12 protein-coding genes are annotated in these 12,939 nt (G+C 65.5%); 8 read left to right on the forward strand and 4 right to left on the reverse strand.

Translation table 11 applies throughout. The annotated features are described in order from the left end of the window. Nucleotides 1-88: 88 nt before the first annotated feature. Nucleotides 89-814, reverse strand: a complete 726-nt coding sequence (locus ACFOMH_RS01905; protein WP_377742250.1) for a uroporphyrinogen-III synthase — start codon at nt 812-814, stop codon at nt 89-91. Nucleotides 815-901: 87 nt separating this feature from the next. Here ACFOMH_RS01905 and tsaD point away from each other — a divergent pair, with 87 nt between their 5' ends. The 5 genes from tsaD (at nt 902) to ACFOMH_RS01930 (ending at nt 5,510) form a co-directional block, all read left to right on the forward strand. Then, the gene (tsaD, locus tag ACFOMH_RS01910) at nt 902-1,966 is read left to right on the forward strand and encodes a tRNA (adenosine(37)-N6)-threonylcarbamoyltransferase complex transferase subunit TsaD (RefSeq protein ID WP_377742251.1); all 1,065 of its coding nucleotides are present in this window, start codon (nt 902-904) and stop codon (nt 1,964-1,966) included. Next, the gene (locus ACFOMH_RS01915; protein WP_377742253.1) at nt 1,963-2,907 is read left to right on the forward strand and encodes an NAD(P)H-dependent glycerol-3-phosphate dehydrogenase; all 945 of its coding nucleotides are present in this window, start codon (nt 1,963-1,965) and stop codon (nt 2,905-2,907) included. Before tsaD ends, ACFOMH_RS01915 begins: the two co-directional genes overlap by 4 nt. Then, nucleotides 2,904-3,179, forward strand: a complete 276-nt coding sequence (locus tag ACFOMH_RS01920; protein ID WP_377742254.1) for a YciI family protein — start codon at nt 2,904-2,906, stop codon at nt 3,177-3,179. Before ACFOMH_RS01915 ends, ACFOMH_RS01920 begins: the two co-directional genes overlap by 4 nt. After that, nucleotides 3,179-3,604, forward strand: a complete 426-nt coding sequence (locus ACFOMH_RS01925) for an EVE domain-containing protein (RefSeq protein ID WP_374424184.1) — start codon at nt 3,179-3,181, stop codon at nt 3,602-3,604. The genes ACFOMH_RS01920 and ACFOMH_RS01925 overlap by 1 nt, the downstream gene beginning before the upstream one ends. Before the next feature lie 109 nt (nt 3,605-3,713). Beyond that, nucleotides 3,714-5,510, forward strand: coding sequence for an ABC transporter transmembrane domain-containing protein (locus ACFOMH_RS01930; protein WP_377742255.1), 1,797 nt, complete (start codon nt 3,714-3,716; stop codon nt 5,508-5,510). A 374-nt stretch (nt 5,511-5,884) separates the two neighbouring features. Here the strand turns inward: ACFOMH_RS01930 and ACFOMH_RS01935 are convergent, their stop codons facing one another. After that, nucleotides 5,885-6,430: a CAP domain-containing protein gene (locus tag ACFOMH_RS01935; protein WP_374424142.1), complete on the reverse strand. Its 546-nt coding sequence runs from the start codon at nt 6,428-6,430 to the stop codon at nt 5,885-5,887. 161 nt (nt 6,431-6,591) lie between these two features. Here ACFOMH_RS01935 and lysM point away from each other — a divergent pair, with 161 nt between their 5' ends. The 3 genes from lysM to ACFOMH_RS01950 all read left to right on the forward strand — a co-directional run bounded on the left by lysM (nt 6,592) and on the right by ACFOMH_RS01950 (nt 10,272). Beyond that, nucleotides 6,592-7,095, forward strand: a complete 504-nt coding sequence (lysM, locus tag ACFOMH_RS01940) for a peptidoglycan-binding protein LysM (protein ID WP_377742257.1) — start codon at nt 6,592-6,594, stop codon at nt 7,093-7,095. Between the two features lie 130 nt (nt 7,096-7,225). Next, the gene (locus ACFOMH_RS01945; RefSeq protein WP_377742259.1) at nt 7,226-9,112 is read left to right on the forward strand and encodes an acyl-CoA synthetase; all 1,887 of its coding nucleotides are present in this window, start codon (nt 7,226-7,228) and stop codon (nt 9,110-9,112) included. Nucleotides 9,113-9,210: 98 nt separating this feature from the next. Continuing rightward, entirely contained in the window at nt 9,211-10,272 is a 1,062-nt protein-coding gene (locus tag ACFOMH_RS01950; protein ID WP_377742261.1) for a hypothetical protein, read from the forward strand. Nucleotides 10,273-10,352: 80 nt separating this feature from the next. Here the strand turns inward: ACFOMH_RS01950 and ACFOMH_RS01955 are convergent, their stop codons facing one another. Together ACFOMH_RS01955 and ettA are read right to left on the reverse strand one after the other, a co-directional pair. Then, nucleotides 10,353-11,180, reverse strand: a complete 828-nt coding sequence (locus ACFOMH_RS01955; protein ID WP_377742262.1) for a glycosyltransferase — start codon at nt 11,178-11,180, stop codon at nt 10,353-10,355. A gap of 52 nt (nt 11,181-11,232) precedes the next feature. Beyond that, a complete protein-coding gene (gene ettA / locus ACFOMH_RS01960) occupies nt 11,233-12,888 on the reverse strand; it encodes an energy-dependent translational throttle protein EttA (RefSeq protein ID WP_377742263.1) in 1,656 nt (551 codons plus the stop codon). Between the last annotated feature and the right edge of the window lie 51 nt (nt 12,889-12,939).

A 12,939-nucleotide genomic window follows, 5' to 3' on the forward strand; every position in this document is an offset into this window, starting at 1 on the left:
GCCCGTCCGAATGGCATCATGCCTCTGGCTCTGGGTCGCAGTCTAGACGCCGAGACGCAGCGCCTCAACCCGCGCATCACACCAAGCCTCAGATGGATTGCTTTGCATTCAAAAGGGTTTCGATTGCGGCGACGATCCCCCCCGCATAGGGGCGCGGCGCAACCAAGCGCCGCGACGCGCGGCCACCGGCACCATCCCATGCCGCATCCGCGGCCGGACTGATCGGCACCAGCCAAAGCGGCGCCTGCGCATCCCGCACCTGTTCGGCGACGAGCGCCGCCGAGCGCGGCGAAAACAGCGGCAAAAGGACCGGCGCCGTTCCCGCCAAAAGGTCCCGCGCCGCATTGTTCAGTACCTGCGGCGCCTGATCATAGACGACCATGCCCGGCACCGGCAGCACCCGGGCCAGATGGGTGCCATGGGGGTGCAGCCACCCCGCGCCCAGCCCCGCAAGCAGCGGCATCATGCCGGCGGCATCGCCCGGCCCCTCGGTCACGTCGAAACCGGCGGCGCGGGCGGCGGCGGCGGTGGCGGGGCCGACACAGATCGCGGGCCGGCCGCGCCCCGCCCCCGCCGCCGGAACCGCATGGACCGAGGTAAAGACCAGCCCCCGCGCCGCCGCCAGCCGGGCGGCGTCATGTTCGACCGCCACGATCCGCAGCACCGGCGCGATCACCACCGCCAGCCCCAGATCCGCCACCCCCGTGGCAAAGCGTCGCGAGGCCCCGTCGGGTCGGGTCAAAAGCAGCGTGGGCACGGGATCGGTCGGGCTGGCGGGCGGCATGGGGCTGGACATGGCGGGCGATGGCTTCATCGGGGCGGCAAACGGCATGGAAATCGGCGGGACAAGATGTTACCTCCCTTTGCCTAGGCCCTTGGCGGCGCGGGAACAAGGACAAGCATGTCACGGACCTTTCTGGGCATCGAAAGCAGTTGCGACGACACCGCCGCCGCGGTGGTGCGCGAGGATGGCACGATCCTTGCCTCGGTGGTGGCCGGTCAAAGCGCGCTGCACGCCGATTTCGGCGGCGTCGTCCCGGAAATCGCTGCCCGCGCCCATGCCGAAAAGCTGGATCTCTGCGTCGAACAGGCGCTGGCGCAGGCGGGGCTGCGGCTGGCCGATCTGGACGGTATCGCGGTGACCGCCGGGCCGGGGCTGATCGGGGGCGTGCTGTCGGGCGTCATGCTGGCCAAGGGGTTGGCGGCGGGCAGCGGCCTGCCGCTGGTTGGGGTGAACCATCTGGCGGGGCATGCGCTGACCCCGCGCCTGACCGATGCGGTCGCCTATCCCTATCTGATGCTTCTGGTGTCGGGCGGGCATTGCCAGTTTCTGATGGTCGATGGCCCCGATGCCTTTACCCGGCTGGGCGGCACCATCGACGACGCCCCCGGCGAGGCCTTTGACAAGATCGCCAAGCTTCTGGGCCTGCCCCAGCCCGGCGGCCCGCCGGTCGAGGCGGCGGCGCGGGCGGGGAACGCGAAACGCTTTGCCCTGCCGCGCCCGCTTTTGGATCGCCCCGGCTGCGACCTTAGCTTTTCGGGGCTGAAAACCGCCGTGCTGCGCCAGCGCGACGAGCTGGTCGCGGCGCAAGGCGGGCTGCACGAACAGGACCGCGCCGATCTTTGCGCCGGCTTTCAGGCCGCCGTGGCCGATGTGCTGGCGGAAAAGACCCGCCGCGCGCTGGAACAGACCCGTGCCCCGGTTCTGGCGGTCGCCGGCGGGGTCGCGGCGAACCAGACCCTGCGCGCGGCGCTTGAGGCGGTGGCGGACAAGGCCGGCGCCCGCTTTCTGGCGCCGCCGCTGACGCTTTGCACCGACAATGCCGCGATGATCGCCTGGGCCGGGATCGAGGCCTATGCCGCCGGTCAGCGCGACGGCATGGATCTGGCCGCGCGGCCGCGCTGGCCCCTGGACCGCGATGCGGCGCCCATGCTGGGCGCGGGAAAAAAGGGGGCCAAGGCATGAGCGTGGCGGTCATTGGCGCGGGCGCATTCGGCACCGCATTGGCGGTCAATCTGGCCGGCAGGGGACAGGTCACGCTCTGGGGCCGCGATACCGGCTGGGCGCGCGGGCGCGAGAACCCGCGCCTGCCCGGGATCCGCCTGCCCGCCGGAATGCAGGTGACGAACCGGATCGACATGATCCAGGCCGAAACCCTGTTGCTGGCGCTGCCCGCGCAGGTGCTGGGCGGTTTTCTGGCCAAACATGGCGCGCGGCTGGGCGGGCGCAGGCTGGTCAATTGCGCCAAGGGGATCGATCTGGCCACGCTGACCGGGCCGTCGGCGCTGATTGCGCGGGCCTGTCCCCTGGCCACGGTCGCGGTGCTGACCGGCCCCAGTTTCGCCGCCGATATCGCGCGCGGCCTGCCCACGGCGCTGACGCTGGCCTGTGCGGATGCCGCCGCGGCCGAGGCCTTGCAGCGCGATCTGAGCACGGCGACGCTGCGGCTTTACCGCACCACCGATGTGACCGGCGCCGAGCTTGGCGGGGCCCTAAAGAACATCATCGCCATCGCCGCGGGCGCCGCCATCGGCGCAGGCTACGGCGACAGCGCGCGCGCCAGCATCGTCACCCGCGGCTTTGCCGAGATGGGGCGGCTGGCGACCGCGCTTGGCGCGAGGCCGGAAACGCTGAACGGGCTTTCCGGGCTTGGCGATCTGGTGCTGACCTGCACGTCCGAGCAGTCGCGCAATTTCCGCTATGGGCTTGCGCTTGGCGCGGGCCGGCCCTTTGCACAGGGCACCACCGTCGAAGGCGCCGCCACCGCCCGCGCCGTCAGCGCGCTGGCCCGGCAAAAGGCCATCGAGATGCCGATCTCGGATCTGGTCGCCGGCCTTGCCGAGGGGCGGATCGCCATGAAACAAGCCCTTGATATTCTGCTGAACCGCCCCTTGAAGGAGGAATGATGTCCCTTTTCGCCGTGATCTGCCGTGACCTGCCCGGCAAGCTGCAAACCCGTCTGGACACCCGCGACAAGCACCTGACCTTTCTGAAGGAACAGCCCGGCCTGCGGATGGCCGGCCCCCTGATCGAAGAGGGCGAGATGCGCGGCTCGCTTTTGATCGTCGAGGCCGAGACGTTGACCCAGGTCAAGGACTGGGCCGCCGGCGACCCCTACAAGGCCGCAGGACTTTTTGCCTCGGTCGAGGTGATCGAATGGAAAAAGGTGATCGGCTGATGGCGCATTGGCTCTTTAAATCCGAGCCTGACGTCTTCAGCTTTGACGACCTGATCGCAAAGGGCGAGACGGGCGAGGAATGGGACGGCGTGCGCAACTATCAGGCCCGAAACAACATGCGGGCGATGCAGATCGGGGATCGCGGCTTTTTCTATCACTCGAATATCGGCAAGGAAGTTGTCGGCATCTGCGAGGTGGTGGCGCTGGCCCATCCCGATTCCAAGGCCGCCGATCCGAAATGGGAATGCGTCGACATCCGCGCCGTGGCGCGGGTCCTGCGCCCGGTTTCGCTGGATGAGGCCAAGGCCGAGCCGCGCCTGAAAGACATGGTGCTGGTCAATAATTCGCGCCTGTCCGTGCAGCCGGTATCGGACGCGGAATGGCAGGTGGTGCTGGAACTGGCCGGCGGCCCCCAGCCCCTGTGAGATCTGCCCGCCGCCCCCCTTGAGCGGGAGCGGCGGGCGCAAGACAGGCACCGATACCGGGCCGGACGTTACTGACCGACCCGCCCGGTTCGGCACCCAAGGAGAAGACATGGCACGCGGCACCAAGCTTATCGCCGACCGTCCGACGACGAAACGCATTGGCGCGCTGCGGGCGCTGTGGCCATTCATCCGGCCCTATCGCTGGCTGCTGCTGGCGGCGATGGCGGCGCTGGCGGTGACGGCGGGGATCAGCCTTGTCCTGCCGCTGGCGGTGCGGCGCGTGGTCGACGGATTCGGGGCCGGCGCGCATCTTCTGGACCAGTATTTCGGCGCCGCGCTGGCCATTGTCGCCTTGCTCGCGCTGGGGACGGGGCTGCGCTATTACCTTGTCACCCGGCTGGGCGAACGGGTCGTGGCCGATATCCGCAAGGCCGTTTTCGATCGCGTCATCGCCATGAGCCCGGCCTTTTATGAACGCGTCCTGACCGGCGAAATCATCAGCCGCATCACCACCGACACCACGCTGATCCAGTCGGTGATCGGCTCTTCCGTGTCGATCGCGCTGCGCAATCTGTTGATCCTGATCGGCGGGATGGCGATGCTGATCTGGACCTCGGCCAAGCTTTCCATGCTGCTTTTGGTGCTGGTGCCGGTGATCGTGGTGCCGATCATCGTGCTGGGCCGGCGGCTGCGCGGGCTGTCGCGCGAAACCCAGGACTGGATCGCGCAATCCTCGGGCGCGGCCTCGGAAAGCCTTTTGGCTGCGCAGACCGTGCAGGCCTTTACCCAGGAGGGGCCGACCCGCGCCCGTTTCGACACGGTGACCGAGGGCGCCTTTGACGTCGCCCTGCGCCGGGTACGGGTGCGCACGATCATGACGGTGATCGTGATCTTTCTGATCTTTGCCGGTGTCTTGGGCGTGCTGTGGATCGGCGCGCGCGATGTGCGGCTGCACACAATGAGCGTGGGCGAGCTGGTGCAGTTCGTCATCTATGCGGTGCTGGTCGCGGGCGCGGTCGGTGCGCTTTCCGAAATCTGGGGCGAGTTGCAGCGCGCGGCCGGCGCGACCGAGCGGCTGACCGAATTGCTGACCGCCCAGGACAGCCTGCGCGACCCCGCCCATCCCGTCCCCCTGCCCCGGCCGGTGCAGGGCCGGATCGGGTTCGACGCGGTGACCTTTCATTATCCCAGCCGCCCCGACCGTTCGGCGCTGGACGACGTCAATCTGGACATCGCGGCCGGCGAGACGGTGGCGCTGGTCGGTCCCTCGGGGGCGGGCAAGACCACGGTGATCCAGCTTTTGCTGCGATTCTGGGACCCGGATGCGGGCGCGGTGCGCATCGACGGCATCGATCTGCGCGACATGGCGCGCGCCGATTTCCGCCGCTCTATCGCGCTGGTGCCGCAGGATCCGGTGATCTTTGCCGCGTCGGCGCGCGAAAACATCCGCTTTGGTCGACCCGACGCCACGGATGCCGAGGTCGAGGCCGCCGCCCGCGCCGCCCATGCCGACGAATTCCTGACCCAGCTGCCCGATGGTTACGACAGCTATGTCGGCGAGCGCGGGGTGATGCTGTCGGGGGGGCAGAAACAGCGCATCGCCATCGCCCGCGCCATCCTGCGCGACGCGCCGATCCTGCTTCTGGACGAGGCGACCAGCGCGCTGGACGCCGAATCCGAACGGCTGGTGCAAGAGGCGGTGGATGAACTGGCGCGCACACGCACCACCATCATCGTGGCGCATCGGCTGGCCACGGTGAAAAAGGCCGACCGCATCGTCGTCTTTGACCATGGCCGCATCGTCGCGCAGGGGCGCCATGACGAGCTGGTGGCACAAGGCGGGCTATATGCCCGGCTGGCGCGCCTGCAATTCACCGAAGGGCCGCTCAGCGAAGCGGCGGAATAGCGCGCGAACCGCCGGGTCGGAAATCTGTCTTCCAGGTGCCCGCACCATCGGCGTTCGGATTGCAGTCTTGGCGGCACCGTGTTCAGGCCCGGGGATCCGAACCTGTTTGTTGCGGAGAATCTGTCAGGCTGGGCTTTAACGGGTCACCCTGTTCGGCGACCCTGTTTCGCGGCATCCGTTTCGCGGCGCTGTCCACGGTGGTTTACGATATCAGCTTGCTCGGGGCAGGTTTTCTTGGGCCGGCTTTTCCCGGGCCCAGTTTCCCCCGCGAGCTTTCCCGGCCCGGCTTTCCCGGGCCGATCTTCTCAAGCTGATTTTCCCATACCGATCAGCCCAAGACGCGCGACCGGCCTCCGCCGACAGGATGATCCCGTTCAGCGCCGCTTGGGCGCGCTATAGACCGCCGCCCAGAAAACGGTGCGGCCATCGGCGCCAATCGCCTTGCCGATGCCGTAATCGCGAATCTGCGGGATCAGGATATTGTCCAGATGCCCCTTGGACCGCACCCATTCGGTCAGCACCTGTTCCTGGCCCCAGGGGCCGGCGGCGATGTTTTCGGCGGCAATGCCCGGCTTGTAGCCGGTCTTTTTGACCCGCTGCATCGGCCCGCGGCTATTGGTGCCGCGATGCGAGATGACGCTGCGGCGGGCCATGTCACAGGCATGGCGGGCGGCGGCCAGCGCCAGATCGGAACTGGCGCGCAGGGGTTTCAGCCCGCGCGCCTTGCGCGTGGCATTGGTCGCGCGGACGGCCGACTCATTGTCCTGACGCGTGGTTCCGAAACAGACGACATCGCCCAAAGGCTTGCCGCCATGCGGGGTCCGATGCGGAATGGCGATATCTTCCGAGGCCGAAGCCGGCACGGCCACAAGCCCAAGAACGACGGCGCAAATGGCTGATCTCAGATATTTTTTCGGCATTCCGCATCCCTCATTTGCGGCGAACTTAGGACCGAAAGTTCAGTTTCTCAACCAAAGATTGCTGAAAATTCTAGGGAACCGGGCCATCGGCAAGGCGTTGCCCCACGGATCTGGGTTTCGGCAAAGCCTTGCCGCCGCAGGTCGATGTGAAAGGAGAAGCAATGGCTTTTTGGGATTTCGTCAAGGATGCCGGGAAATCGGTTCTCGGCTCCGAGGCCGAAGCGGCGCCTGCCCCCGCAGCAACCCCCGCACAGCCGGCACCCAGCGAAACCGACCGCAAGGTCGCCGCGCTGAAAGCCGAGCTCAAGGCGCTGGGTCTGACCGCCAATGACGTGCATCTTACGCTGCGCGGCGGCGACACCATCGTCATTTCGGGCAAGGCGCGCGATCAGGAAACACTGGAAAAGCTGATCGTGGCGCTTGGCAATATCAAGGGCATCGCCCGGGTCGAGCTGGCCGACGATACCAGCACCGAAACCCCCGCCCCCGCCGGCACCAAGCCGGTCTTTCACACCGTCAAGAAAGGCGAGACGCTGTCGGCCATCGCCAAGCACTATCTGGGCAACGCCAATCGCTACAAGGATATTTTCGAAGCGAACCGGCCCATGCTCAGCGATCCCGACAAGATTTATCCGGGCCAGACCCTGCGCATTCCGCAGGCCTGACCCAACGACACTTTGACGCAGCGTTGCGGCACCTTGCGACGGGGGGTCAACTCTTGTCCGGGGTGCCGTTTCGGACCATTCTTTCCGGCAATGCGGGGTGCCCCCCGCGGACGATCTGGGAGGAATGTCGATGACGAGGTTTGTGGATGTCGCGGCGCGCGACGCGCTCGAGGCGGAAATGGATTATTCCCTGCGCGACCTGCCGCGCACGGTTTTTCAGGCCCTGAGCCGCACGCGCGATGTGCACCCCGACCGCAAGGCGATCAGCTTTCAGCTGTTTTCGGCCCCCGACGCGCCCGCACGCAGTCTGAACTGGACCGAGTTGCATGAGCGGGTGACCGAAACCACCAATCTGTTTCGCAGCCTTGGCATCGGCGAACGCGATGTCGTCGCCTATATGCTGCCCAATTGCCTTGAAACGCCTGTGGTGCTTCTGGCCGGGGCGACCGCCGGGATCGTGAACCCGATCAACCCGCTTCTGGAACCCGAGCAGATCGCCGGCATCCTGCGCGAGACCGGCGCCAAGGTGCTGGTCACGCTGAAAAGTTTTCCGAAATCCGATATCGCGCAAAAGGCCGCGCTGGCGGTGGCGATGGCCCCCGGCGTCGAGACCGTGCTCGAGGTGGACCTGAACCGCTATCTGACCGGGATCAAGCGTCTTCTGGTGCCGATGATGCGGCCCAAGATGCCGACCCGCCATCACGCCAAAGTCATGGATTTCGAGGCTGGGGCGAGCGCGCATCGCCACGACCGCCTGACCTTTGACGAGCCGCCCGAGGATCGCGTCGCCGCCTATTTCCACACCGGCGGCACCACCGGCACCCCCAAGGTCGCCCAGCACAAGCTGTCGGGCATGATCTATAATGGCTGGCTGGGCGGCACGCTGCTGTTCAACGAACGCGACGTACTGATGTGCCCGCTGCCGCTGTTTCACGTCTTTGCCGCCTATCCGGTGCTGATGTCCTGTCTGATGTCGGGGGCGCATCTGGTGATGCCGACCCCGGCCGGCTATCGCGGCGAGGGGGTGTTCGACAATTTCTGGAAGCTGATCGAACGCTGGCAGGCGACGTTCCTGATCACCGTGCCGACCGCCATCGCCGCGCTGATGCAGCGCCCGGTCAATGCCGATGTCTCGTCGCTGAAGATCGCGATCTCGGGTTCGGCGCCGCTGCCGATCGAGCTTTACAACCGCTTCAAGGCCTCGACCGGGGTCGAGATCGCCGAGGGCTACGGCCTGACCGAGGCCACCTGTCTGGTGGCCTGCAACCCCATCGACGGGGTGAAAAAGGTGGGCTCGGTCGGCATCCCCCTGCCCTATACGCATGTGCGCATCCTCAGGCGCCGCGATAGCGGCTTCGAGGAATGCGCCACCGACGAAGTCGGCGAGATCTGCATCGCCAATCCCGGCGTCTTCGAGGGGTCAACCTATACCGAAACCGACAAGAACCACGATCTCTTCGTCGAGGACCGTTTCCTGCGCACCGGCGATCTGGGCCGGTTCGACGCCGATGGCTATATCTGGATCACCGGGCGCGCCAAGGACCTGATCATCCGGGGCGGCCACAATATCGACCCGGCCGAGATCGAGGACGCGCTGCTTTCGCATCCCAAGGTCGCCTTTGTCGGCGCGATCGGCCAGCCCGACAGTTTCGCGGGCGAACTGCCCTGTGCCTATGTCGAGCTGGTGGCCGGGGCCGAACTGTCCGTCGACGAGCTGATGGAACATGCCCGCACCCATATCCATGAACGCGCCGCCGTTCCGAAATATATCGAGATCGTGCCCGAGCTTCCCAAGACGGCGATCGGCAAGATCTTCAAGCCCGAGCTGCGCAAGCTGGCACTGGCGCGGGTCTATGGCACGGCGCTGGCCGAGGCCGGGCTGGCCGTCGAGGTGGCCGAGGTGGTCGATGACAAGAAACGCGGCCTGACGGCCCGGCTGCGCCGCACCGCAGAGGTCGAGGACCAGGCGGTCATCGATTGCCTTGGCCGCTTTACCCGGCCCTGGGAATGGACATGAGCGCCGGGATTCCGCGACGGGCCGGCCTGCTCAGGTTGCAACTTCCATGGCCGCCGGTTACCCTGAGGCATAGCGATTTTATCGGTTGTGGAATTTAAATGACGGACGCATCGGTCGAAGACCGGGACGACGAGCACCTTGACGAGGATGCTCCCCCAAACGAGTTGCCCGCAGACAAGAATGCCGCGCCCCAGCCGCCCGATCTGGCGCCGCGCTGGATCGTCGACATGCGCCGATCCGAACATCGCATCGGCTATTACAAGTCGCTGGGCGAATATGCACTGCAATTCACCGATCGCGGCGACGCGGTGCTGGTGGTCAGTTTTGACAACCTGTCGGCGGCGCGCGATGCGGGCATCGACCGCGACAGCTGGGGCTATGGGTTCGTGGCCAAGAACGGCTGGTCGCATCTTGGCGTCCTGGCCTTTGGCGCGAACTGGTTTCGCAGCGAAGATCTGTTCGCCGAATTGCGCGCGCTTGCGAAATCGGGCTTCTTCCGCCGTTTCGGCCGGGTTTTCCTGACCGGGACGTCGATGGGGGGCTATGCGGCCTGTGCCTTTGCCTCGCTGGTGCCGGGCTGTACGGTGCTGGCCTTTTCCCCGCAGGCGAGCCTTGATCAGGACCTCGCGCCTTGGGAAAAGCGCTTTCCCGCCGGGCGCAAGATGGATTGGAGCGGAGATTTTTCCAATGCCGCCCGCGAGGTCGCGGCGGCGGCCGAGGTCTGGCTGGTCTATGATCCGCATTTCGAAGAGGATCGCCAGCATATCGAAATGTTCAGCGGCCCCAATATCCGCCTGCTCAAGGCGCGCTATGCCGGGCACAAGACGGCGCTGATCCTGCGCCGCGCCAACCTGCTGAGCACGGTGGTGCGCGAAACGGTGCGCGGCGAAATGACCCCGGCCCGCTTTTATCGCCATTACCGCGCGGTGCGGACGTTTCCGTGGTTTGCCAGCATCATCGCCGACAAGGCCCTGTCGCGCCGCCATTTCGGGCTAAGCAAGCGCATGGTGATCTATCTGCGCAATTCCGGTCAGGGATTTCTGGCCCACAAGATCCGCCAGAAGCATATCGAGGCCGCCGGCGGCCCGCGTCCCGGCCGCCCCGCCGGGCGCCGCCGCAAAGCGCCCGTGGCGCCGCCGGTGACACCCCCGGTCGAGTGAACAAGGCGCCGCTTGCGGCGGCGCCGGCTCTGGCCGGGCGTTTCGGGGCGGGCGTTTCGGGCCGGGCGTTCCCGCGCGGCCTATTCGGGGATCAGCCCGGCGACCTTGAGCCCGGTTTCATCCAGAAACGGCAGATGCGCGGCGATGTATTTTTCCAGGGCATCGGGCGCGATCCGCACCACCTCGCCCCGCGCGCCGGGATGGGTCTGGATCGGGCGCGTGTCGTTATTGCCGCGATGCGTCACCAGCGGCATGAAATAGGGCACGGTCACACAGGGCATCCGCCGCGGAATCGCGAAATGCCCATAGCTGTAGATCGAGCGCGTCGGGTGCCGGATCGCCGCACCGGCCGAAAAGAAATCCCGGTGCCAGTGAAAGACCCCGCCTTCGGGATGGTTCAGCGACGAATAGATCAGGTCGGAAAAGGTGATCCCGAAGGTCTTGACCGCCTCAAGCTGTTCGCCAAAGAACCGCAGCCGGTCGATAAAGCGGACAAAGACGCAATCGTCATCGTCCAGCCGGAACTGGATGCAGTTTTCCTGATCCACACCCTGTTCCTTGAAAAAGGCGTTCTGGGCCGAAATCACGTCGGTGGCCGGATAATAGCGCACCGCGACCTGGGGAATGGGGGCGGTAATCGCATCCAGACGCTTGCGATATTCGGCCGGCATCCGTTCCGAGGCGCAGACGAGAAAGGTGAAATCCTTGTCCCGCTGTGCCGCGATGGATTTCAGGGTCAGATGCTCGAAGGTGGCGAAACGCTCTTCCATGCGCTGCGGCGCGTAAAGCATTTCGGCCCGCGATTCCAGAATCTCGGCCAGTTCGGCATCGCTTTTGCCGCCGGTCGCCTTCCAGTCACCCCGCCCCAACAATGAAAACCGGCAGATGCCAACAATATCCAGACCCATCACAACCAACCAATATCTGTAAAAATCAGGCGCAGCGGACGCGGTGACCGGGTCACCGCGTGAATTTCTTGTATTTCACCCGCTTGGGTTCGATCGAATCCGGGCCAAGGCGGCGGACCTTGTCGGCCTCGTAATCCTCGAAGTTGCCTTCGAACCATTCGACATGGGCATCGCCTTCAAAGGCAAGGATATGCGTGCAAAGCCGGTCAAGGAAGAAACGGTCGTGGCTGATGATGACCGCGCAGCCGGCGAAATCCTCAAGCGCGGCTTCCAGCGCCTGAAGGGTTTCGACGTCCAGATCGTTGGTCGGCTCATCGAGCAGCAGGACGTTTCCGCCGGATTTCAAAAGCTTGGCCATATGCACGCGGTTGCGTTCACCGCCCGACAAAAGGCCGACTTTCTTCTGCTGGTCGCCGCCCTTGAAGTTGAAGGCCGAGCAATAGGCGCGGCTGTTCATCGTCGCATCGCCCAGCACGATCTGCTCGGCCCCGCCCGAGATTTCCTCCCAGACGGTCTTGTTGGCATCCAGCGCATCGCGCGACTGGTCGACATAGCTCAGCTTGACGGTATCGCCCAGGCTGATCTGGCCCGCATCGGGGGCCTCATTGCCGGTCAGCATGCGAAACAGCGTCGATTTGCCGGCGCCGTTCGGGCCGATCACGCCGACAATGCCGCCCGGCGGCAGCGAAAAGGTCAGATCCTCGATCAGAAGCTTGTCGCCCATGGCCTTTTTCAGGCCCTCGATCTCGATCACCTTGTTGCCCAGACGCTCGCCATTGGGGATGATGATCTGGGCGTTGGACAGCTTTTCGCGCTCGGACTGGCCGACCAGTTCGTTATAGGCGTTGATCCGGGCCTTTTGCTTGGCCTGACGGGCCTTGGCACCGGCGCGGATCCATTCCAGTTCGCGTTCCAGCGTCTTCTGCTTGGCCTTGTCCTCGCGCGCTTCCTGTTCCAGGCGCTTGGCCTTCTGGTCCAGCCAGGCGGAATAATTCCCCTCATAGGGAATGCCGCGACCGCGATCCAGCTCAAGGATCCAGCCGGTGATGTCGTCGAGGAAATAGCGGTCGTGCGTGACGACCAGAATCGTGCCGGGATATTCGATCAGGTGCTTTTGCAGCCAGGCGATGGTTTCGGCGTCAAGGTGGTTGGTCGGTTCGTCCAGCAGCAGCATATCGGGCGCCTCAAGCAACAGCTTGCAGAGCGCGACCCGGCGGCGTTCGCCGCCCGACAGGCTTTCGACATCGGCATCGTCGGGCGGGCAGCGCAGGGCCTCCATCGCGATGTCGATCTGGCTGTCCAGATCCCACAGGTTTTCGGCGTCGATTTCGTCCTGAAGCTTAGCCATTTCCTCGGCGGTCTCGTCCGAGTAGTTCATCGCCAGCTCGTTATAGCGGTTCAGCTTGTCCTGTTTGGCCTTGACGCCCTCCATGACATTGCCGCGCACGTTCAGCGCCGGGTCCAGCTGCGGCTCCTGCGGCAGATAGCCGACGGTCGCGCCCTTGGCGGCCCATGCCTCGCCGGTGAAATCCTTGTCGATGCCGGCCATGATGCGCAAGAGCGTCGACTTACCGGCGCCGTTCACGCCGACGACGCCGATCTTTACCCCGGGCAGGAAATTCAGGCGGATATTTTCAAAGGTCTTCTTGCCGCCGGGATAGGTCTTGGACACCCCGTCCATGTGGTAGACGAACTGATATGAGGCCATGATCTTTCCCCGCCGTTGAATGCTGTCCGAGTTTGGCCGCTATGTAGCCGC

The organism is Paracoccus mangrovi (genome assembly GCF_042648425.1).
Taxonomy (GTDB): Bacteria; Pseudomonadota; Alphaproteobacteria; order Rhodobacterales; family Rhodobacteraceae; genus Paracoccus; species Paracoccus mangrovi.

Bases quoted from the DNA above. Each gene is read 5' to 3' on its own strand.
- ACFOMH_RS01905 (WP_377742250.1), bottom strand. From the start codon at position 814: ATGAAGCCATCGCCCGCCATGTCCAGCCCCATGCCGCCCGCCAGCCCG.
- tsaD (WP_377742251.1), top strand. From the start codon at position 902: ATGTCACGGACCTTTCTGGGCATCGAAAGCAGTTGCGACGACACCGCC.
- ACFOMH_RS01915 (WP_377742253.1), top strand. From the start codon at position 1,963: ATGAGCGTGGCGGTCATTGGCGCGGGCGCATTCGGCACCGCATTGGCG.
- ACFOMH_RS01920 (WP_377742254.1), top strand. From the start codon at position 2,904: ATGATGTCCCTTTTCGCCGTGATCTGCCGTGACCTGCCCGGCAAGCTG.
- ACFOMH_RS01925 (WP_374424184.1), top strand. From the start codon at position 3,179: ATGGCGCATTGGCTCTTTAAATCCGAGCCTGACGTCTTCAGCTTTGAC.
- ACFOMH_RS01930 (WP_377742255.1), top strand. From the start codon at position 3,714: ATGGCACGCGGCACCAAGCTTATCGCCGACCGTCCGACGACGAAACGC.
- ACFOMH_RS01935 (WP_374424142.1), bottom strand. From the start codon at position 6,430: ATGCCGAAAAAATATCTGAGATCAGCCATTTGCGCCGTCGTTCTTGGG.
- lysM (WP_377742257.1), top strand. From the start codon at position 6,592: ATGGCTTTTTGGGATTTCGTCAAGGATGCCGGGAAATCGGTTCTCGGC.
- ACFOMH_RS01945 (WP_377742259.1), top strand. From the start codon at position 7,226: ATGACGAGGTTTGTGGATGTCGCGGCGCGCGACGCGCTCGAGGCGGAA.
- ACFOMH_RS01950 (WP_377742261.1), top strand. From the start codon at position 9,211: ATGACGGACGCATCGGTCGAAGACCGGGACGACGAGCACCTTGACGAG.
- ACFOMH_RS01955 (WP_377742262.1), bottom strand. From the start codon at position 11,180: ATGGGTCTGGATATTGTTGGCATCTGCCGGTTTTCATTGTTGGGGCGG.
- ettA (WP_377742263.1), bottom strand. From the start codon at position 12,888: ATGGCCTCATATCAGTTCGTCTACCACATGGACGGGGTGTCCAAGACC.